The 21,820-nt window shown below is 46.7% G+C and carries 18 protein-coding genes; 12 read left to right on the forward strand and 6 right to left on the reverse strand.

What is annotated here, in order from left to right; translation table 11 throughout:
* Nucleotides 1-2: 2 nt before the first annotated feature.
* The 5 genes from Q369_RS0115155 to Q369_RS0115175 all read left to right on the forward strand — a co-directional run bounded on the left by Q369_RS0115155 (nt 3) and on the right by Q369_RS0115175 (nt 7,386).
* Nucleotides 3-1,496 carry a RagB/SusD family nutrient uptake outer membrane protein gene (locus tag Q369_RS0115155; RefSeq protein ID WP_031528646.1) on the forward strand — a complete coding sequence of 498 codons (1,494 nt, stop codon included), beginning with the start codon at nt 3-5 and terminating at the stop codon, nt 1,494-1,496.
* A 32-nt stretch (nt 1,497-1,528) separates the two neighbouring features.
* Entirely contained in the window at nt 1,529-3,205 is a 1,677-nt protein-coding gene (locus tag Q369_RS0115160; RefSeq protein ID WP_031528647.1) for a glucoamylase family protein, read from the forward strand.
* Nucleotides 3,206-3,224: 19 nt separating this feature from the next.
* Nucleotides 3,225-4,601, forward strand: coding sequence for a glucoamylase family protein (locus Q369_RS0115165; RefSeq protein WP_031528648.1), 1,377 nt, complete (start codon nt 3,225-3,227; stop codon nt 4,599-4,601).
* Nucleotides 4,602-4,743: 142 nt separating this feature from the next.
* On the forward strand, nt 4,744-5,724 hold the full coding sequence (locus Q369_RS0115170) for a Kelch repeat-containing protein (RefSeq protein ID WP_031528649.1): 981 nt from the start codon (nt 4,744-4,746) through the stop codon (nt 5,722-5,724).
* A gap of 18 nt (nt 5,725-5,742) precedes the next feature.
* Complete coding sequence (locus tag Q369_RS0115175) at nt 5,743-7,386, forward strand: M1 family metallopeptidase (RefSeq protein WP_229206851.1); 1,644 nt, start codon at nt 5,743-5,745, stop codon at nt 7,384-7,386.
* Here the strand turns inward: Q369_RS0115175 and Q369_RS0115180 are convergent.
* From Q369_RS0115180 to Q369_RS0115195, 4 genes are all read right to left on the reverse strand, one after another.
* A complete protein-coding gene (locus Q369_RS0115180) occupies nt 7,381-8,046 on the reverse strand; it encodes a thiamine diphosphokinase (protein ID WP_031528651.1) in 666 nt (221 codons plus the stop codon). The genes Q369_RS0115175 and Q369_RS0115180 overlap by 6 nt on opposite strands.
* Nucleotide 8,047: 1 nt before the next feature.
* Nucleotides 8,048-8,404 carry a coiled-coil domain-containing protein gene (locus tag Q369_RS28375; RefSeq protein WP_051664081.1) on the reverse strand — a complete coding sequence of 119 codons (357 nt, stop codon included), beginning with the start codon at nt 8,402-8,404 and terminating at the stop codon, nt 8,048-8,050.
* A gap of 99 nt (nt 8,405-8,503) precedes the next feature.
* Entirely contained in the window at nt 8,504-9,337 is an 834-nt protein-coding gene (mazG, locus tag Q369_RS0115190; RefSeq protein ID WP_031528653.1) for a nucleoside triphosphate pyrophosphohydrolase, read from the reverse strand.
* A gap of 25 nt (nt 9,338-9,362) precedes the next feature.
* Complete coding sequence (locus Q369_RS0115195) at nt 9,363-9,818, reverse strand: PaaI family thioesterase (RefSeq protein ID WP_310589005.1); 456 nt, start codon at nt 9,816-9,818, stop codon at nt 9,363-9,365.
* A gap of 188 nt (nt 9,819-10,006) precedes the next feature.
* Between Q369_RS0115195 and Q369_RS0115200 the strand changes: the two genes are divergently transcribed.
* Both Q369_RS0115200 and Q369_RS0115205 read left to right on the forward strand, forming a co-directional pair.
* Nucleotides 10,007-10,801, forward strand: a complete 795-nt coding sequence (locus Q369_RS0115200; protein WP_031528655.1) for a phosphosulfolactate synthase — start codon at nt 10,007-10,009, stop codon at nt 10,799-10,801.
* Nucleotides 10,802-10,835: 34 nt separating this feature from the next.
* Nucleotides 10,836-11,492 (forward strand): DedA family protein, encoded by a 657-nt coding sequence (locus Q369_RS0115205; protein ID WP_031528656.1) that lies wholly within the window; start codon nt 10,836-10,838, stop codon nt 11,490-11,492.
* 261 nt (nt 11,493-11,753) lie between these two features.
* Here Q369_RS0115205 and guaB read toward each other — a convergent pair whose 3' ends face one another.
* Nucleotides 11,754-13,226 (reverse strand): IMP dehydrogenase, encoded by a 1,473-nt coding sequence (gene guaB, locus Q369_RS0115210; protein WP_031528657.1) that lies wholly within the window; start codon nt 13,224-13,226, stop codon nt 11,754-11,756.
* 169 nt (nt 13,227-13,395) lie between these two features.
* Here guaB and Q369_RS0115215 point away from each other — a divergent pair, with 169 nt between their 5' ends.
* The 5 genes from Q369_RS0115215 to Q369_RS28380 all read left to right on the forward strand — a co-directional run bounded on the left by Q369_RS0115215 (nt 13,396) and on the right by Q369_RS28380 (nt 20,416).
* Nucleotides 13,396-13,950 carry an RNA polymerase sigma factor gene (locus tag Q369_RS0115215; RefSeq protein WP_031528658.1) on the forward strand — a complete coding sequence of 185 codons (555 nt, stop codon included), beginning with the start codon at nt 13,396-13,398 and terminating at the stop codon, nt 13,948-13,950.
* A gap of 16 nt (nt 13,951-13,966) precedes the next feature.
* The gene (locus Q369_RS0115220; RefSeq protein ID WP_051664082.1) at nt 13,967-14,968 is read left to right on the forward strand and encodes a FecR family protein; all 1,002 of its coding nucleotides are present in this window, start codon (nt 13,967-13,969) and stop codon (nt 14,966-14,968) included.
* 84 nt (nt 14,969-15,052) lie between these two features.
* Nucleotides 15,053-18,487 (forward strand): SusC/RagA family TonB-linked outer membrane protein, encoded by a 3,435-nt coding sequence (locus Q369_RS0115225; RefSeq protein WP_031528660.1) that lies wholly within the window; start codon nt 15,053-15,055, stop codon nt 18,485-18,487.
* Nucleotides 18,488-18,525: 38 nt separating this feature from the next.
* Complete coding sequence (locus Q369_RS0115230; RefSeq protein WP_031528661.1) at nt 18,526-19,965, forward strand: RagB/SusD family nutrient uptake outer membrane protein; 1,440 nt, start codon at nt 18,526-18,528, stop codon at nt 19,963-19,965.
* Between the two features lie 31 nt (nt 19,966-19,996).
* Nucleotides 19,997-20,416: a putative periplasmic lipoprotein gene (locus Q369_RS28380; protein ID WP_051664083.1), complete on the forward strand. Its 420-nt coding sequence runs from the start codon at nt 19,997-19,999 to the stop codon at nt 20,414-20,416.
* Here Q369_RS28380 and Q369_RS0115240 read toward each other — a convergent pair whose 3' ends face one another.
* Nucleotides 20,417-21,733, reverse strand: coding sequence for a transporter associated domain-containing protein (locus Q369_RS0115240; RefSeq protein WP_031528663.1), 1,317 nt, complete (start codon nt 21,731-21,733; stop codon nt 20,417-20,419).
* Nucleotides 21,734-21,820 lie beyond the last annotated feature (87 nt).

The following is a 21,820-nucleotide window of genomic DNA, read 5'->3' on the forward strand; positions in this document are numbered from 1 at the left end:
ACATGAATCACATAGAATTTAAAAACCATATCAGAAAAGCCGGCTTGTATTTCGGACTGGCTGGTATGCTGATTATTCCATCGGCTTGCAATGAGAGCTTTCTGGACACTGACCCGCAGGGAAAACAAGCAGGAGCCGTTTTTTGGCAAAATGAAGATGACGCAACAAAAGCTGTCAATGCGATGTATGCCAATCTCAGGAGCTGGAACAACACGGCATTTGCTGCGATCTCCATTGAAAGCGTAGGTTCCGACGATGCTGAGAAAGGTTCGACGGCGTCCGATGCGCCATTCTTCAATCAATACGACGAATTTACGGTTGGTTCAACGGACGGACAGCTGCTTGGATTCTGGGAAGGTCAGTACCAGAACATCAACTATGCCAACCAGGTAATTACCAACATTCCGGCAATCAGCATGGATGAGGCACTTAAAGCCCGCTATATCGCAGAAGCCAAGTTTGTCCGCGCTTATTCGTACTTCCGCCTGGTGAGGGCTTTTGGTGATGTACCGCTCCGCCTGACATTACCGAAGGATGCGACCGAATATAACATACCGCGCACTCCAAAGGCAGAAGTTTATGCGGCCATTGAACAGGATCTGACAGACGCTGCCGCAGTATTGCCGCTAAGCTACAGTGCAGCGGATCTTGGCCGTGTAACAAAAGGAGCTGCACAATCGCTGCATGCGAAGGTGGCAATGTACCAGGCTAAATGGCAGCAGGTATTTGACTTGACCAATCTGGTGATTGCTTCGGGTCAATATTCACTTTTCCCTTCGTACGAGGCGCTTTTCCGAGTTCCGAACGAAAATTCTGTTGAGTCAATTTTTGAGATCCAGAATGCATTGATCGAATCAAATAAAGATGCTTCCAACTCGCAGTATTCCCAGGTTCAGGGAGTGCGTGGTGTGGTTGGAGGCGGCTGGGGCTTCAATGTACCGACAAAAGCATTGGCTGATTCATTTGAAACAGGCGACCCAAGACGTGATGCAACTATCATTTTCCGGGGCGAAACAACGCCTGCAGGTGATGTAATTCCTGCTGTCGGCGACAATCCGATGTATAATCAGAAATCCTACGTTCCATTCAGCATGTTTATCACAGGCTTCAACGAGGGTGCTCAGCAGAATATACGTGTAATCCGTTATGCCGAAGTACTGCTCATGAATGCAGAAGCTGCGAACGAACTGGGAAACACTACTCAGGCACTTGCATCACTTGAAATGGTACGTGCCCGGGCCAGAGGTACTTTGAAAAATGTACTGCCAAAAGTTACAACCACGAACCAGGCAGCTTTGCGGAACGCGATCTGGCACGAGCGGCATGTAGAGCTGGCAATGGAGTTTGACAGATACTTCGATGTGATCCGTCAGGGAAGAGCTGCCCAGATCTTTGGACCAAAAGGCTGGAAAGCAAATAAGAACGAAGTATGGCCTATTCCGCAAAACGAGATAGACCTGAGCGGAGGGCTGCTGACGCAGAATCCGGGGTACTGATTTAATGAGTGAATGACTGAATGACTGAATGTGTGAAAAGATTTGGAAGTATTGTTTTTGCTGGGTTTTTGGTTTGGTTTGGGATTTCCTGTGATACAAAGGATGATCCTGAACCACCGTCTCCCGTGAAGCCTCCCTCTTTCACATTGCGCAGCTTGGAAATGGACGGTGCATTTTCAGGCTTTGAATACAAAAATGTGAACCTGAAACCCAATCTCAGGTTCACATTTTCATCCGCTCTCAGCAACGCTTCCCTTGCTAGTGGACTTACTTTCGTGTCAAGATCAGGGGAGAAAGTCCCATTCTCGGCCAGCCTCGAAAATGGAGATAGTACCATCGTAATCGTCCCGAGCAACAATCTCGAATACCTTAATGCTTATACGGTATCAGCCACCACGGCCTTGAAATCGAAAACGAATACCGCTCTGTCAGATGCTGTTACTTTAAACCTGAATACCCGGCTCGATAGTACCAACAAATTCCCGGTTATCACGGATGAAGCATTGCTAAGTCTGGTACAACAGCAAACTTTCAAATACTTCTGGGACTTTGCGCATCCGGTAAGCGGACTCGCAAGAGAACGGAACAGTTCGGGTGACGTTGTTACCAGCGGTGGAAGTGGGTTCGGAATCATGACCATCCCGATTGCGATTGAACGAAAGTTTATCACCCGTGCAGCTGGACTGGAAAGAATGCAGAAGATTACCGCATTCCTGAAAGACAAAACGCAGAAGTTTCACGGCGCATTTCCGCACTGGCTCAATGGCGCTACCGGCTCGGTGGTTCCGTTTAGTGAGAGGGATAACGGCGCTGATTTAGTTGAAACTTCTTTCTTAATCCAGGGACTGCTTACCGCCCGGCAATATTTCAATGCTAACAATGCAGCTGAGAGCAAATTGCGGGCCGATATCAATACGATCTGGGAGAAAGTTGAATGGGATTGGTTTACGAAAAACAAAGAAAACGTACTCTACTGGCATTGGAGCCCTACTTTCGGCTGGGAAATGAACCATCAGATCCGCGGCTGGAATGAATGCCTGATCACTTACATGCTTGCTGCCTCCTCTCCTACGCACAGTATTACGAGAGAGGTTTATGATAAAGGCTGGGCAAACTCCGGCGGCTTGAAGAATGGGAACAGCTATTTCAACATTCCTCTGCCTTTAGGTGAGCCTTACGGAGGTCCGCTGTTTTTTTCGCATTATTCATTTTTAGGTTTGAATCCGACCGGACTTCAAGATCAGTACGCCGATTATTTTACCCAAAACAAAAATCATACATTAATCAATTACAACTACTGCATCGCCAATCCTCGTGCATTCTACGGGTACAGCGATCAATGCTGGGGATTGACCGCCAGCGACATTCCTGGCGGTTATAGCGCCAACTCACCAGCCAATGACCGGGGCGTGATCACACCTACTGCGGCACTATCAGCATTTCCTTATACACCGGCGGAGTCGATGAAAGCCTTGAAATTCTTCTACTATAAACTGGGAGATAAGACATGGGGCGAATACGGGTTCCATGATGCATTCTCATTGAAGGACCTCTGGTTTGCAGACTCCTACCTGGCTATTGATCAAGGGCCGATTGTCGTAATGATCGAAAATCACAGAAGCGGGCTGCCCTGGAAGCTGTTTATGGCTAATCCGGAAGTAAAATCCGGCCTCAAAAAGCTGGGATTTACAAGCCCGAATATCAATTAAGAAATTTAACTACTCAATTATGAAGTTATCCTGCTATTACCTAATAGGACTATTGCTGCTATTCGCGAAAGTGGATTGTCATGCTCAGAAGAAAAAGAATACTACTGCGAAAGCAGAAGCTTTCAATGCAGCTGCGAGGCCGAAAAACTTGTCGGATACTGCATTGCTCGAACTGGTTCAAAAGCAGACTTTCCGTTACTTCTGGGAATTTGGCCACCCGGCAAGCGGTATGTCACGCGAGCGAAGCGATATCGCTTTTGATTATGGCGACGAGGTAGTTACAACAGGCGGAACCGGTTTCGGCGTGATGGCGATGATTGTCGCGGCCGAAAGAAAATGGCAGCCGCGCGACTCGGTAGCTGCGCGCTTGTTGAAAATGGTAAAGTTTCTTTCAAAGGCTGATCATTACCACGGCATTTTCCCGCACTGGCTCAATGGAGCAACCGGAAAAACGATCCCATTCGGCAGAAAAGACGATGGCGGCGATTTGGTTGAGTCTTCATTTCTGTTCCAGGGATTACTTGCAGCAAGGCAATATTTCGATGGTGAAAACGATTTGGAACGTGATCTGCGCAACCGCATTCAGTGGCTTTGGAGTGAGGCAGAATGGGATTGGTATACGCGGGGAAATCCAAATCAGCTGTACTGGCATTGGAGTCCGAATCATGGCTGGGCTATGAATTTCGAGCTGCGTGGCTACAATGAAACCCTGATTACGTACATACTGGCCGCAGCTTCACCGCGCTACCCGATTTCCGAGCAGGTGTACCATAAATGCTGGGCGCAGAGTGATCATTTTAAAAATGGGAAAGAGTATCACGGGGTAAAGCTGCCGCTTGGTTTCGATTACGGTGGTCCATTGTTTTTTGCTCACTATTCATTTCTAGGATTGGATCCCCGCCAGCTGAAAGACCAGTATGCCGACTACTGGGAGCAGAATGTAAACCACACTCTCATCAACTATAAACATTGTGTGGCCAACCCTGGTAAGTTCAAAGGTTATGGTGAAAATAGCTGGGGACTGACTGCCAGTGATACTTACAATGGATACAATGCACATTCGCCAACAAACGATTTCGGTACCATTACACCTACTGCCGCACTTTCCTCATTTCCTTATACTCCAAAAGAATCGATGAAAGCGCTTCGCCACTTTTACGATGATCTGGGGGATAAGATATGGAGTGAATACGGTTTTGTGGATGCGTTCAACGAGTCGCAAAACTGGTACGCAAAATCGCATTTAGCCATTGACCAGGGCCCCATTATCGTGATGATTGAGAATTACCGCACAGGCTTGATATGGAAGCTTTTTATGAAAGATCCCGATATTCAGTCGGGCCTGAAAAAGCTAGGGTTTGAGAGTCCCGCATTGCAGGTAAGCAGTAAAAATTAATCAGTTTTTGACCTAAATTAACCGAAAGACCAGCCACTCGCTGGTCTTTCGGTTTTATAGAATATAATTGTATCTTGATGGTGCTTTTTTGATACGAAGTGCTGGAAAGTGCTTTTCTGATCATCACAAACACTTTTTAACTATGAATCTCCTCTACAAAAAGGTCTGCCGGGTTTTTCTGCTTAACCTGATCTTTGCATCTGCTCATGCCCAGCTATGGCAGGTTTCAAAGCCAGAGAATCTTCCGGTGAAACGGCATGAAAATGCAATGGCGACTGCCAATGGGAAGCTCTACCTTTTAGGGGGACGAGGTATCAAGCCGGTAGACGAATATGATTTCATGAAAGATGCATGGACCAGCCTGGCGGAAACTCCGCTCGAAATGAGCCACTTTCAGGCAGTTACCTATAAAAACGAGATCTACGTACTTGGCGCATTTACCGGCGGCTACCCGCACGAGATCCCGATTCCCGACATTTACATTTTCAATCCCGTCAAAAACGAATGGCGAAAAGGTGCGTCTATTCCGGAAAACCGGCGGAGAGGCGCGGCTGGTGCATTTGTAATGAATGACAAAATCTATCTCGTGTGCGGTATTCAGGATGGACATTGGGACGGACAGGTTACCTGGTTCGACGAGTTTGATCCGGCCAAGGGTACCTGGAAAACGCTACCCGATGCGCCCCGCCCAAGAGACCATGTGCAGGTAGCTGTGCTTGACAATAAGCTGTATGTTGCCGGCGGCAGATTGTCCACTGCAAGAATCAATCAGGTACTGAATACGGTAATCGCGGAAGTAGATGTTTTTGATTTCAAAACTGGCAAATGGACTACGCTACCTGCTGAAAATAACCTGCCTACTTTACGGGCCGGGAATATGACCGTTGTTTATGAGAACAAGTTAGTCGTAATCGGAGGAGAAAGTGACGCGCATGTCGAGGCGCATAATGAAGTGGAAGCTTTCAATCCAAAGACAAATAAATGGGAAAATTTACCTTCGCTGCACCAGGGCCGCCACGGTACCGGGGCGGTAATTTTGAATAAAAAGATATTCATCGCAGCAGGCTCCGCCAACCGGGGAGGCGGGCCGGAACTGAACGATATGGAAGTACTGAATAAATAATTAATCCAAACCTACCGAATGAACCTACGCCATTCCATGTTGCTGCTGCTGCTATCTGCGGCAGCTCCCGGCTTTTCACAAGATCAGAAATTCACACACGCCGACACATTGCGAGGCGCCATCACACCGCAGCGTGCGTGGTGGGATTTGACTCACTACCATCTCAAAGTCACACCTAATGCAAAGGACAGTACTTTAACAGGCAGTACTTCGATCACTTACAAGGTCCTTCAACCGAACCAGCGCATTCAGGTTGACCTGCAACAACCGCTTCAAATCAGCAAGGTGACCCAGGACGGAGAATCGCTGGAATTCAGACGCGACGGTAATGCATTCTTTATTGACCTAAAGAAAAAACAGGAAGCGGGTAATACCGAAACAATTGAAGTATTCTATTCGGGTAAACCGCGGCTGGCCAAAAATCCGCCCTGGGACGGTGGCGTGCAATGGATACCCGACGGAAAAGGCAATACGATGATCTCTACCTCCTGCCAGGGACTGGGGTCCAGTGTGTGGTGGCCTTGCAAGGATCACATGTACGACGAGCCCGACAGCATGAAGATCAGCATAACGGTCCCGAAGAATATGACCGACGTTTCAAATGGAAATTTGCTGTCGGTTGTAGATAACGACGACAATACCCGCACCTTCAATTGGGCTGTAAAGAACCCGATCAACAATTACGGTGTGAATATGAATGTAGCCGAATACGTAAGCTGGAAGGAGACTTACAAAGGCGAAAAAGGGGATTTGCAACTCAGTTACTATGTTCTTCCTAAGAATCTGGAAAAAGCGAAAGAGCAATTTAAGCAAGCGCCCATGATGCTGAAAGCCTTCGAGCACTGGTTCGGACCTTACCCTTTTTACGAAGACGGCTACAAGCTGGTGGAAGTACCTTATCTGGGAATGGAGCACCAGAGTTCTGTAACTTATGGAAATGGTTATCAAATGGGTTACCGCGGGAAAGATCTTTCAGGTACCGGCTGGGGGTTGAAATGGGACTTTATTGTCATTCACGAAAGCGGGCATGAATGGTTTGCCAACAACATTACTTACAAGGATGTCGCCGATATGTGGGTCCATGAAAGCTTTACCAACTACTCGGAAAACCTCTATACTGAATACTATTTTGGTAAAAAGGCGGGTTCCGAATACGTTATTGGTACGCGGAAGCTAATTGCCAATGATACACCGATCGTGGGGATCTATGGCGTCAATCAGGAAGGATCGAAGGATATGTACTATAAAGGCGGTAACATGCTGCACACGATCAGGCAGGTTGTCAATGACGACGAAAAGTGGAGACAGGTTTTGCGCGGGCTGAATAAAACTTTCTACCACCAAACCGTTGACGGTGCTCAGATCGAGGCTTATGTAAGTGAAAAATCAGGCAAAAAGCTAAGTAAGGTATTCGACCAGTACCTGCGCGATACTCGCATTCCTACATTGGAATATGCATTCGGATCAAAAGGGTTGCAGTACCGGTGGAGCAATGTGGTTGACGGCTTTGATATGCCCGTGAAAGTTCAGATAGGCACTGGAAAAGAAGATTTCATCTACCCGACTACTGAATGGAAGACGCTTAAAACAAAGTCAGAAAAGACGCTTACAGTTGACCAGAACTTTTACGTGGAAGCAAAAGAAGTAAAAGCTTCTTTATAAATCCCAACACTCCATGATCAGCATATCACCTTTTTGAGCAGAGATTTTGACCAAACCATCGGACTCGGCTTCGTTACTGTTGCCGGCCCGGTGGCCAAGGGTAAGTGTTTCGTTTTTCAGGTTGTATTTTAAACCAACAGTTTCAATGCCTTCCACAACTCCAACAGGTATCAATGAAATGGGCGTACCTGCCACATACCATTTTTCGAAAGTACCTGTAAGTGGAAATATCTTGGAGTAATCGTCGAACATCACCAGCCTGATCTTTTCTTTATACCGAACCAGATTGGTTATGTTTGTGATTGCGTGATCGGCCCGGCGCCCGGTTGCCCACACGATATTAGCCGCTGGAAAACCCCGTTCGATCAGAAAATCAATGCCTTTTTCAAGATCAGTCTTCTCCGTATCCGGCGTATTGACAATTTCAAGTGGATGTTGACGCTCGCGGATGGCTTCGAAATCATGCGGATCATCGAAGTCACCAAGCCAGACATCAATCTTGATCCCGAGCTCCAATACGCGATAAATCGCATTATCCAGCACAACGATAAACGGGCTCCATTCAAGCAGCTGTCCGAGCAGTTCTTCGCTGCAAGCTTCTCCGTTGGCGATAATCAACGCCGGCTCCTGTTTTTCTTTTACTATATGGTGCGAGGACATTTCAATTTTTCAAACTTCTGATCAGCATAGTTAATTCATCAAAGCGCTGATCCATTTTAATTTCAAGTTGATCAAGCCTGCCTTCAACTTTATCAAGCCGCGCTTCCAACTTATCCATCCGCACTTCCAACCTGTCAATGCGGATTTCCAGACGATCGACTTTGTCTTCCAGCTTGTCAAGCCGAATTTCCATATTAGCAATCCTGTTTTCCACCCGGATGAAGTTTTCCCTCATTTCGGCAAAGCCGGTGTATACCAGCGTTGTTAGCGTCGCCAGGCCAGTTGCTATCATTTCAATCTGTTTTCCGTGTTCAACAAGGCTGATTTCCGCCAGATCAATCCGTTCCTCTATAAACATATTCGTGTGCGTTAGTAAGTGTAGTGCTGATAAGATGCCAGCAATATCCTTACAAAAACGACAACGAACAATCTATTAATGAAGCAATTTTCTAACGGTTCAAACCCCCAATTCCTTCGCCTTATTCCAATATGCGTCCATTTCTTCAAGCGTCATATCTGAAAGCGATTTCCCGTCCGCTTTGGAGGCTTCTTCCAGGTATTGGAAGCGCCGGATAAACTTTTTATTAGTTCTTTCCAACGCTGTTTCCGGATTGATATCCACAAAACGGGAATAGTTGACAAGTGAGAAAAGCAGGTCGCCGAATTCTCCTTCCGCTTCTTTCTGGTTAATCGCTTCGCCGGATGCAATGTCAAAATTGGCTTTAAATTCTTGCAATTCCTCCTCCACTTTTTCCCAAACCTGCTGCTTCTCATCCCAGTCAAACCCTGCCCCTCTTGCTTTTTCCTGAATGCGCATTGCTTTTACCAACGCGGGCAAAGAGGCAGGTACGCCAGAAAGAACGGACTTATTACCTTCCTTTAACTTTAATTTTTCCCAATTTTGCTTCACTGCTTCTTCCGAATCCGCTACGGTGTCTCCGTAAATATGCGGGTGCCGGGAGATCAGCTTGTCACAAATTCCATTCAACACATCCTTTATGTCAAAAGTATAGACTTTTTCAGGACTATTCTCGGAGGCTATTTTGGCGTAAAAAATCAAATGCAGCATCACATCGCCAAGCTCTTTCTTGATTTCCGGCAAATCGTTTTCAAGGATTGCATCTGAGAGCTCATAAGTCTCCTCGATCGTCAGGTGCCGCAAACTCTCCAGGGTTTGCTTCCGGTCCCAGGGACATTGCTCCCGAAGCTCGTCCATAATTGTTAACAGCCGGTCAAATGCCATAAGCTGTTGCTGGCGCGCTTCTGTCAGCTCACTGAATTGTTTTTCCATACAACAAATATAAAGCTGAACCAGGTCAGTTTCCGACCAGGGAAGGAATTTGAAAGCTCGTTTGAATGAGGTTACTCGCGCATTTGGCAATAATCTTGCCTTCGGGAGTAGTGAGCCTGCCTTCTACATGAATAATGTTTTTGCCAACCCGTACGACATTGGAATGTGCGATGAGCACATCGCCCGGAAATGCCGGATTCAGAAAGTCGCAGTTGAGGTTGACAGAAGTAAATGCATACTCCCTTCCGAGCGCGAACACCATCGTGCCCACAATTTCGTCCAGGATGGTAGCCGCCATTCCACCGTGCAACGTACCCATCGGATTACACATATCCGGCCTCACGAGATACTCGATCTGCATCATTCCCTCTTCGATACTCAGCAGCTTCCCATTCAGCCACTGCGCGACGGGAGAGAAATTCTGCTGCATATTCTTGCCGATATACTGGCGCAAAAAACTGATACGTTCGTTTTCCATCATGATGAAGATCCGGGTTCCTGAATGCAAAAAGCTATATTACCCAACCCGGAAAAGTTAGATTTTAAAAATAGTAATTATCGTAGAAACATCTATGATTCAGAGTCAATATTGTGGATTTAATTGCTATGTTTTGAAGGTTATTGCTACCTTTACCGGAGTTTTTGCCAGAGATAAAAGCATACCCATATATGAATTTTACGTTATCGCAGGTTCCTGACCGTACCCAAAAACCCCGTGAAAAGGGATTGACAATGGTAATGGATAAAGGGCTCAGTATCAGGGAAACAGAGGATATGTTATCAACTTCATCTCCTTACATTGATATCGTAAAGCTGGGCTGGGCAACTTCTTATGTCAGCCCTAATCTCAATGAAAAGCTGGCAGTCTACAAAAGCGCCAACATTCCGGTTTATTTCGGCGGCACTTTATTCGAAGCCTTTGTTGTAAGAAACCAATTTGACGATTACCGGAAGCTGCTTGACAAATATGATCTTAAGTACGCAGAAGTATCTGACGGTTCGATTGAAATGCCTCAGGATGTTAAATGCGAATACATCAACAAGCTGTCCAAGCAGGTGACTGTGCTCTCAGAAGTAGGCTCGAAGGACGAAAACAAGATTATCCCTCCTTATAAATGGATTCAGCTTATCAAATCCGAATTGCAGGCCGGCGCGTGGAAAGTAATCGGTGAAGCCCGCGAGTCTGGTAATGTCGGCTTGTTCCGGGCAAGCGGTGAAGTGCGCCAGGGCCTGGTGGAAGAGATCCTGACTGAAATCCCGTTTGAAGATATGCTTTGGGAGGCGCCGCAGAAATCGCAGCAAGTTTGGTTTGTAAAACTGCTGGGTGCCAACGTAAATCTCGGCAATATCGCGCCAAGTGAGCTGATCCCGCTCGAAACAATCCGCCTGGGATTGCGCGGGGACACTTTCAACCACTTCCTGAATGCGAAGACCAAACAAAAATGGAAAATTGATTCCAAATAATTAAGACGCATTTTTCACTCACCTAATTTTAGCTATGGAATTTCTGAGGCAGTTTATTGACATTTTCCTCCATCTTGACAAGCACCTTTTTGACATTGTCCAGGAATACGGAACACTTACTTATCTGATCCTTTTTCTGATCGTATTTACGGAAACCGGCCTGGTAATCATGCCGCTTTTACCTGGGGACTCGCTGTTATTTGCTGCCGGCGCCATTGCTGCCAATGAAACCACTGGACTGAATGTATGGCTGATCATTATCTTACTGATTATAGCCGCATTGCTGGGGGATAACCTTAACTATTTTGTGGGTAAAAAACTAGGCGGGGAAATCAAGAAGCGAGAACGCATTCTTTTCCTGAAAAGGGAATACCTGGAAAAAACCGAGGCATTTTATGAAAAGCATGGCGGAAGCACCGTGATCATGGCGCGGTTCATTCCAATCGTGCGCACAGTAGCACCATTCGTGGCAGGTGCGGGAAGTATGAACTACTCCAAATACATCATCTACTGTATCCTTGGTGCTATATTGTGGGTACCCTCATTAACGCTCCTTGGCTTCTTTTTCGGAAACATGGAAATCGTTAAGAAGAACTTCGAACTGGTTATCTTCGGAATCATCGGGTTCTCGTTACTGCCAATGATTTTCGGCTACTTCAAAAGCAAATTCGCAAAGCCGAAGGTGGCTTAGTAGACTTCGGCTGTCGGCTATCGACAGTCGGCTATAAGTGTTCCGCTCTGAGCCGTTGGCTATTAGCTGTTAGCCATTAGCTCTTTTAAAAATTTAATAAAAATGCCTGGCTTTTCAACCAGGCATTTTTGTTGTACTTTGATCTCTATTTTGGGCTAAAAGCTAAAAGCTAAAAGCTAAAAGCTAAAAGCTAAAAGCTAAAAGCTAAAAGCTAAAAGCTAACAAGCCGAAGTCTGACAGCCGACAGCCGACGTTTCCCTCTCAACTTCTCGAATAATTCGGCGCTTCCTTCTGAATCATGATATCGTGCGGGTGACTTTCTTTTACGCCGGCTGAGGTAATTTTTACGAACTGGGCTTTTTGCAAAGTTGCAATGTCTCCCGCTCCGCAATAGCCCATTCCTGCCTTCAAGCCGCCTACCATTTGATATACAATCTCAGACACTTTTCCTTTGAATGGAACGCGACCGACAATTCCTTCCGGTACAAGCTTTTTCACATCGTCTTCCGCATCCTGAAAATACCGGTCTTTTGAACCATCTTCCATTGCTTCCACCGAGCCCATTCCGCGGTATGCCTTAAACTTCCTGCCTTCGTAAATTACAATTTCACCCGGCGCTTCATCGCTTCCAGCCAGCATTGAACCGATCATGATTGTGCTTGCTCCGCCAGCCAGTGCTTTCGTCATATCTCCTGAGAAACGAATACCTCCGTCAGCAATTACAGGCACATCGGTTCCTTTCAATGCTTCGGCCGCCCACATTACTGCGGTAAGCTGCGGCACTCCGATACCTGCGATAATACGTGTAGTACAAATACTTCCTGGTCCCACTCCTACCTTCACAGCATCAGCGCCTGCGTCTGCTAGTGCTTTGGCGCCTTCGCCAGTGGCCACGTTGCCAGCAATTACATCGAGTTTCGGGAATTGGGCTTTTACAGACTTCAAAGCCGATATCACACCTGCCGAGTGTCCGTGTGCGGTATCAAGACTGATTACGTCCACACCAGCTTTAACCAATGCTTCAACCCTTTTCAGAAGATCGGCAGTGACACCTACTGCTGCTCCTACACGAAGGCGGCCGTATTCGTCTTTACATGCATTGGGGTGGGATTTGCGTTTCAGGATATCTTTATAGGTAATCAAACCTGTCAAACGATATTCCGAATCAACGATAGGTAGTTTTTCAATTTTGTACTCTTGCAGGACCTTCTCTGCGTCGTCGAGCGATAAACCGTCGGAAGCCGTGATCAGGTTTTCCTTCGTCATGATCTCCGTAACCGGCTTGGCCATTTCCTTTTGGAAACGCAAGTCGCGGTTAGTGAGGATTCCTACCAGCTTGTGATCCTTATCAATGACAGGAATACCGCCGATTTTGAACTCACGCATAATCTGGTGTGCGTCTCCCAGCGTAGCTGTGTCAGAAAGCGTGATCGGATCGAGGATCATTCCGCTTTCAGATCTTTTCACCTTTCTAACCTGCTCGGCCTGTGCTTCCAGGCTCATGTTTTTATGGATTATTCCAATACCGCCTTCCTGGGCCATTGCAATAGCCAGGTCAAATTCTGTTACAGTGTCCATCGCTGCTGAAACCAATGGAATGTTCAGCTCGATGTTACGTGTAAGCTTGGTTTTAGTTGTTGTATTGCGAGGAAGAATTTCTGAATAACCAGGTATTAGAAGAACGTCGTCGTAAGTGAGGGCCTCGAAGAGGACTTTGGATGGGTCTGTGCTCATAGCAAATAAACGATTGTTATTTGCCGGGCAAAATTAGCTATAAGTTTTAAGTTGACCAAAAAAAGATGAAAACAGGTCGATTTTAAATTATTAAAAATATCATAAAACGGTTTAGGGATATTCCGCTGTTGTTTGACTATACCTTTGTATCCCACTTCCGCGGCACTTGATGAAGCCAATATTTACTGACGAACAACTGGTGACTCAGCTCTCCCAAAGCAACAAACGTGCTTTTGAGGAGATTTATAACCGGTATTGGTACAAGCTGTTCTGCATTTCCTATCATCAGACAGGCTCCAAAGAAGAAGCAGAGGAACTCGTGCACGATCTGTTTGAAAGTCTTTGGAACAGAAGATTGGAAAGCAACATCAAGCATTTGAGCTCCTACCTCGTGATCTCACTCAAATACCTGATCACAAATCTTGTTAAATCCCGGATTACCTGGCGGAAATACCAGGAGTATGTGCTGCTTAACAAAATGCAGGAGATCTCCTCCACCGAGGAGAATGTACAGTTTAACGACCTCTCAGCCGCAATTGATCGCGCTATGAAGAAACTGCCTGCCAAAACCAGCCGCGTTTTTCAGCTTAGCAGGCTTGAAAACCAATCCGTAAAAAGCATTGCAAAGGAGCTCCACATTTCAGAGAAGGCCGTGGAATACCACATAACCAGGTCATTGAAGATATTAAAGGACGATCTGTGGATATACCAAACCGATAATTGAGCATTCTCAACAACTAATGAACCAATACGATTTTCAGAAAACTTTGGACAAGTATCTATCCGGGCGGCATTCTCCTGAGGAAGAGGATTTCATTATGGAGTACCTGAAATCAAATCCTTTGGATGAAACACCGGTTTTCGAAAATGAGAAAGAAGTTATTGGTAAAAAAATAAAGAGCCGGGTGCTCAGGTCCGCATTTGGGAAAACGCTTCTTCAAAGATCACTGCCCTGGCTTGCCGCGGCAGCTTCGGTTATTCTGATCGCCGGTACCTGGCTTTTTGTGTTCAAAGAAAATGAGGTTGAAACATTTGCTGCGGCGGAGACCGACCACCGGAGCGAGTTGATAGAAATCAGGAATACCTCTGGTAAGTCACATCCATTTACATTGGAAGATGGCAGCGTGGTTACATTGAAGAAGAATAGCAGTCTGAGCTACCCGTCGCATTTTGGTAAAAAGAACCGCACAGTTTACCTCCACGGCGAAGCTTTTTTTCAGATTAAAAGGAATGCAGCCAAACCTTTTATCGTATCCACGGGAAACCTGGTAACCAAAGTTTTAGGAACCAGTTTTAATGTAAAATCCTATGACAAATCGGGCTCGGTCGAGGTGCAGGTAAAAACAGGAAGAGTGTCCGTGTATGAAGGATCTGACAACAATACCATCAACAAGAATGGGGTAATACTGACACCAAACCAGCGCATTGTTTTTGATAAAAAATCAAGAAAAATGGAGTTGTCCATTGTTGAAAACCCATTATTGGTAATCCCCGCCGCTGAGACTGAACACGGCTTTTCCTTTGCGGAAATCCCGGTCAAAAACGTTTTCTCAGCCCTTGAAAAATCATACGGAATCGATATCGTGCTCGAAAACGATACAGCCGATTCCTGCCTTTTCACCGGTGATTTGAATGGATTAACCTTGTTCCAGCAGCTTGATCTGATCTGCAGGTCGGTCAACATCTCGTACGAGAGACGCGGAACCGCTTTGTTTGTGCAGGGTGCAGGTTGTATTGACTAGTAAATAAAAATGGCGGTGATGCTCGAACATCACCGCCCTGATAAACAGTTGTCTTTGCCTCTTAAAACAAAAACCTTTAAAACTATGCATAAAAAAATACCCACCAAACGGGTTGTTTACAAAGTCATGAGTACTACAGTTAAACAACTGCTTATTGCGATTATATGCTGCGGCATTTCGTTTGCGCACTCAACCCGCGCACAGGAACTGCTCAACAAGGAAGTCGCATTGAAGCTTGAATCCCAGGAGATCAAAAAGGTTTTGCAGCAGATCGAGAAACAGGCCAATGTGAAATTCGTATATAGTACATCGAGTATTCAGCGGGTTCAGAATGTGACTGTTAAAGAACTGAGAGGACCATTGAGCCGCGTACTCGATCAGCTGCTCACCCCATTGAACGTTTCTTACGAGGTAGTAGGCGGCTCGCGGATCCTGCTGAGAAAGAAAACACCTGCACAGACTGGCAGTACCAACGCAGCCACCTCGCAGTTATCGGAAATCGACCGGACTATTTCCGGTAAAGTGGTAGACGAAAAAGGGGATGGACTGCCAGGTGTAAATATCCTGCTGGTAGGAACCCAGGTGGGAACTTCCACCAACGAAAACGGCGAATACCGAATTACCGTCCCGGATCAGAATGCGACATTGAAGTTCTCATTCATTGGTTACGTGAGTCAGGAAGTTGCGGTGGATAAAGAACTGCTCAACATTGCTTTGGCGCCTGATGTAAGTGCATTGCGTGAAGTTGTTGTTGTGGGTTATGGTACCCAGGAAAAAAAGGACATTACCGGCGCGGTATCTTCTGTTAAAGGTGCTGACTTTCAAAATCTTCCTTCCGGTGGCGCGCAGCAGGCCCTGCAAGGTCGTGCGGCGGGAGTGAATATCGTGCGAAACGGCGGTGCGCCGGGCGATGCAGGTTCGATTCAGATCCGCGGCTTTGGTACTGTTAATAACTCGTCTCCATTGGTAGTGATCGACGGTGTGCCTTCGGGAACAATGAATGACGTCAACCCAAATGATATTGAATCGATCGAAATCCTGAAAGATGCTTCGGCTTCCGCTATTTACGGAACGCGGGCGGCAAACGGGGTAATTATTGTAACAACCAAAAGAGGACAGTTTGACAAGCCGATCAGTGTTACTTTAAACAGCTATGCGGGTGTAACCAACCGCATTAAAACGCTGGATGTACTTACCGCAGATTCACTGGCGTCCATTAAACGTGAAGCGTACAGAAATGATAATCTTCCGGTCCCGGCTATCTGGAATGATCAACAATACCAGACACAGCTGACTAACTGGCAGGATGAACTGCTGACGCAGGGAACCACCCAGAACTATGACATATCTCTCCGCGGTGGCGGCAAATTTTCATCTTTTGCAATCTCAGGCGGCTATTATAAGGAAACCGGGATTATTGAAAAGTCGAAGTATGAGCGTTTGAACTTCCGCATTAACTCCGATCATAAAGTCGGCAACCGTATTAAGATCGGTCAGAATTTCCAGTTCAGCAACACGCACAATGTTGGGCCCGATACGCAATCCTCACAAACAGGTTTGCTCTGGAGCGCGATCCGTTTTCACCCGGGTTTGCCTGTCAGGAATGAAGATGGTTCTTATGGTTCAACCCAGGGGATCGGCGCATTTGGCGATATTAACAACCCGATCTTTACGGTCGACACGCAGGATAGGGATAATGCACGTAACCGTTTTCTCGGCAATGTTACCGGTGAGCTTGAAATCCTGTCCGGCCTGACGCTACGGGCAAATGTGGCTGTTGATGCTACCTTCGGCGAGAGCCGCAATTTTGACATTAAGATCAACGATCAGTTCCGTACCAACTCTTATAACCAGCTGACTTTAGGCCACGAAAAAAGCTGGTCGTTTCTGCAGGAGTATTTCCTGGCTTACGACAAGAAATTCGGCGCGCATTCTTTGAACCTGACAGGCGGTTTTACTTCTCAGACTTTCAATAGTGTTTACTCTAATCAGTGGGGACGCGACTTTGCGAGCGAAGATCCTTCGCTGCGTTACATGCAATACGCGGGAACAATCGTGTCGGTACCATTGAACAATGGCGGAAATGGCGGACGTAGCTACGATGCACTGGCTTCCTTTTTCGGGCGCGTAAATTATTCATTCAAAGACCGCTACCTGTTAACTGCAACGCTCAGAAGCGATGGTTCTTCTAAATTCACTCCCGGAAATCAATGGGGGTACTTTCCTGCTTTTTCAGCCGGCTGGCGGATTTCAGAGGAAGATTTCTTTAAGAGTGCATTGCCAATGTTCGGTAACTTCAAGCTGACAGGGGGCTGGGGAAGGCTGGGCAACCAGAATGTAGCTTCACTGCAATACCTTGCATTGATCAACTCTACTTACCGGTATGCATTTGGGAATGGCGGTGTTCAGAGCCAGGTTTCAGGTGCAGCACAAAGCAGGCTTGCTAACCTGAACATCGGTTGGGAAACGGCCGAAATGGCAAATTTTGGTTTGGAAACAGAGCTTTTCAAGAACAGCCTCTTTTTCTCGGCTAATTATTTTGTCAAAAACACAAGGGATATGCTCCTCGCCCCGCCTTCGATCGGGACAATCGGTACCGCTACTATCCCTGATCAGAACATCGGAGAACTTCGTAATAAAGGGCTGGAACTGGAAGCTTCTTACCGCCACACAGTCGGCAGCGTGACTTTCAATGTAAGCGGCAATGCAACGTTCATCCAAAACAAAATCACCCGGCTGGCAACACCGGGCGGCTTTCTTGCCACACAGCTGTACGGTCGCGGCCAGCAAGAGATTGTCCGTACTTACGAAGGTCAGCCTTACGGAACTTTTTACGGCTACAAAACCGATGGTATCTATCAAACACAAGGCGAAATTGACGCTGATAACAACATAGCAAACGATTCCCGCCGGAATGACGGTCTGATCAAGCCCGGCGATGTCCGTTTTCTCGACCTCAATGGCGATGGTGTTGTAAACGATCAGGACCGAACGATTATCGGTAGTCCGCAGCCTAAGATCAACTACGGTTTCTCTGCAGGCGCAAACTGGAAAGGTTTTGACCTTAACCTGTTTTTTGTAGGAGTAGGCGGCTCCAAAATTTATAACGCGGACAGAATGCAGGGTCTTGACGCAAGCTACTCCTTCAATTTGTATGCGGAACAAAGCGATCGGTGGCGCGGACCAGGGACAAGCAACACAGTCCCCCGGGTGAGTATCGACAATGCAAACCGCAACTTCCGTCCATCGGACCTGTTTGTTGAGAAAGGCGATTACCTGCGTTTGAAAAATATGACACTTGGTTACTCCATTCCAAAGAATGCGATCAGCAAGCTGAAAATGACGCAAGCAAGGATATATGTAACGGGACAAAACATTCTGACATTTACCAAATACTCGGGCCTGAACCCGGAGCTGGGATATGTAGGGGGCGCCAATTCATATAATCAGCTGAACGTAGATTACGCACAATATCCATTGGCACGCACCTGGACAATCGGAGCAACTGTTTCCTTCTAAACCCCCGTTCAGTTTTATACCGAAGAAATCAAGAACCTATGAAAAAGATCACAATACTATCCGGATATATTCTCCTCGCCCTGCTCACGGGCTGTGATGATCTGCTCCAGACAACACCCTACGGACAGGTTACTTCTCAGCAATACTGGCGGAATGGCGACGATGTGGTGGCCGCAGTGAATGCAGTTTACGCGCCGCTGCTTGATGAAGACGGCTTTGCACATACCGAGTATACTTTCGATAACTGCTCGGACGATATGAACCGCGCAGGTGACCATTCAGATGAAACATCGCTTGAAATGTTCACCTTCGATGCGTCAAACTCGCACATCCTGGCTACCTGGAAAACGAAATACGAGGTGATTTCAAGAGCCAATGCAGTGCTGATCAATGCGCCGAAAGTCACAATGGATGAAAGTTTGAAAAACAGAAGTTTGGGTGAGGCTTATTTCCTGAGAGGATTTGTTTACTGGCGGCTTTCACTCATTTATGGTGAGGTACCTATTTTGCTGGAAGATGATGCATTGAACCTGAATTTCAATAAACCTAAATCCACACTCGCCGAAGTGCGCGCACAAGCCGAATCCGACTTCCTCAAAGCGGCTGCACTGCTTCCCGTTTCGCACAGCGACGCGGAGGCGGGACGGGTGACACAGGGTTCTGCATACGGTTTTCTGACCAAGTTGTATGTATATCAGGAACAATGGGCAAAAGCAATTGAGGCGAGTGCAAAGGTAATTTCAAATCCTGCTTACAAGCTCGCGGCAGGATTTAACCAAAACTTTGAGCTTGCTACCGAGAACAATCCCGAGATCCTGTTTTCATTGCAATACGAAACAGGTTGGACAACCGACAACTCCCCTACCTTTTACCACACCCCGCAGGCATTTGGTGGCTGGGGCTTTCATGAGCCGATCGAGGATCTGGTGAAAGAGTTTGAAAAAGGGGATACCCGAAAAAGTTCGTCAATTTTCAGTCCTGGTGACAAGGTTGACCGCAATGCAATGGGTGACGAAACTTTTACCGCAGATATGACGCGGGTAACAGGCTATGCTTTCAAAAAATACACACAGTTTGCTGCAAACGGTGATATGAGCCAGAGCCTGAATGCACCTTTTCTAAGAACTGCCGACGTGTATTTGTTAGCTGCCGAAGCGAAGATCCGGTCAGGAGCAAATGGAGATGCGGAGTTGAATGCGGTTAGAAAGCGCGCAGGTCTGTTGCCGGTAACGAATGCAACGATGAAGAATATCATGCACGAAAGGCGGGTGGAGTTAGCCGGAGAGAACGAGAGGCATCAGGATTTAATGCGTTGGGACAAAGCCGGACTGATCGATATCGTGGCGCATTACAAAATCGACCGCGGACCGCACAAGCTGAGCCGCAATTTTGTAAAACCAAAACACTACTACTTCCCGCTCCCGCAGCGTGAGGTGGATTTGAGTAATGGCACTTTGATCCAGAACAGCAACTACTAGTTTTCAGAAATTAAATAAGGCAAGTCGAACATTGAAAAAGCTGCTGATCATACTTGCTTTCCCGTTTATGCTGACCGGCTGCGCGTCCCATGAAGAAGATATAGTGGGCTTGTGGAGAACTGATTCCATTTCGAACTATGTAAATGGATTCAGTTTTACCAATAATACCAAAGACGCGCACTGGTCTTATTTCGAGTACAGAAAGGATGGGTCGCTCTTTGAGCGGCGCAAAGGAGAATACCGCAAATCTGCTTACAAGCTCATTTCCTCCGATTCATTGGTCTATCTTGATTCGACTGGAAAGGTGATGAATGGTTACCAAATCCTGCATTTAGACAAAAAGAGCCTGGTGCTGAAAAAAGCCCAGGCTCCATATCTTTCAGGTAAAAATCAGGAATTATACGAGATCAGGTACTTCTCAAAAGCAGCTCCTGACAACAAGCGGGATTAGCTAACCTACCAGTACCCTTACTTTTTTGATCCGCTTCTTATCCGCTGACTGCACCTTGAAGGTCACTTTGCGATGCGTCACTACCTCGCCGGTTCTCGGAAGCTGCGAGAATAATTCAAGTAACAGTCCGGCAAGCGACTCGCTGTTCCCTCTTACCTCATCGAAGTAATCTGTTTCCAAGTGCAGCAGGCGACAAAGATCGTTGATCAACACCTTGGCTTCGAAAACATAGGTATTCTCATCGACCTGAGTATAGTTCACTTCTTCGTCTTCATCATACTCATCATTGATATCCCCGAATATTTCTTCAATGATATCTTCCAGCGTGATGAGTCCGCTTGTTCCGCCATACTCGTCAACCACAATCGCCATGTGCACGCGCTTGTTCTGAAAATCCTTCATCAGATCGTCAAGCCGCTTGCTTTCAGGGATGAAATACACAGGACGGATCAGCTTTTGCCAGTTATAATGCTCGTCGAGATGTATATGCGGGAGCAGGTCTTTTACATTCAGAATTCCCTCGACATGATCAAGATCGTCGCGAAAAATAGGTACCCGCGAGTAGCCCGACTTGTTGATCTTGTCCATTAACTCGTGAAAGTTCAGTTCAATATCAAAAGCGGTGATGTGCAGGCGCGCCTGCATTGCTTTTTTCGCGTTAGTCTGCCGGAAGTTGGCGAGACCGCGCAGCAGGTCAGTTTCTTCCTCACTTTCGGCTTTGGCTTCCAGCATTTCTGTGGTGATCTCCGCACCCTCGGGCGTGAATATCCCGAAGAAGTAGCCTAGTTTAAGTACAGGCTGGGTAAGCGGCTTCGCGATTTTGATCAAAACCCTTGTAAGACCCGCAAGACGGGGAATCAGTTCATTGGCGCGCCTTGCTGCATTAAAGCGGACAATAGCATCAAGCCAGATCCAGAATGCGAGCATGCCTAATGCAATCCAGCGCACATTTTCATTTTGCGACTGTTCGAGCCAGATCCATACCAATCTTACGGCCAGTATCAATGCAAATAATGTCAATGCGCGTTGAACGAGCGACAGGGCAAGCTGCTGAATGCGGGTAGGCAAATGGTTTTCCTCATCAGGCTTGCGGTCCCACGGGTTCTCCATGGCACCAGCTGCCGCGTAAGCAGCCCGTATTCCTGAAAGGGAAAGTGAAAAGAGGAAGAGAAATATTACGAGGATTAAATCGTAGGGAGCTAAGAAATCAACGGGTATAATCGCCCCTGCCAGAATGGATCGCGTACATGGTTGGGGAATGGAAATCCCCGTACGCGTTCGGGCAAGCGGGTCGTCACTATCTTCGGCTTCTTTCACGAAATATCAGAATAGGTGGATGTAAATGTTCAATAAGATAAATGTAGCTAATATGCATTTAAAAAGGTACTTCCCTTTTAATAATTA

The organism is Dyadobacter crusticola DSM 16708, from assembly GCF_000701505.1.
GTDB classification, from domain to species: domain Bacteria; phylum Bacteroidota; class Bacteroidia; order Cytophagales; family Spirosomataceae; genus Dyadobacter; species Dyadobacter crusticola.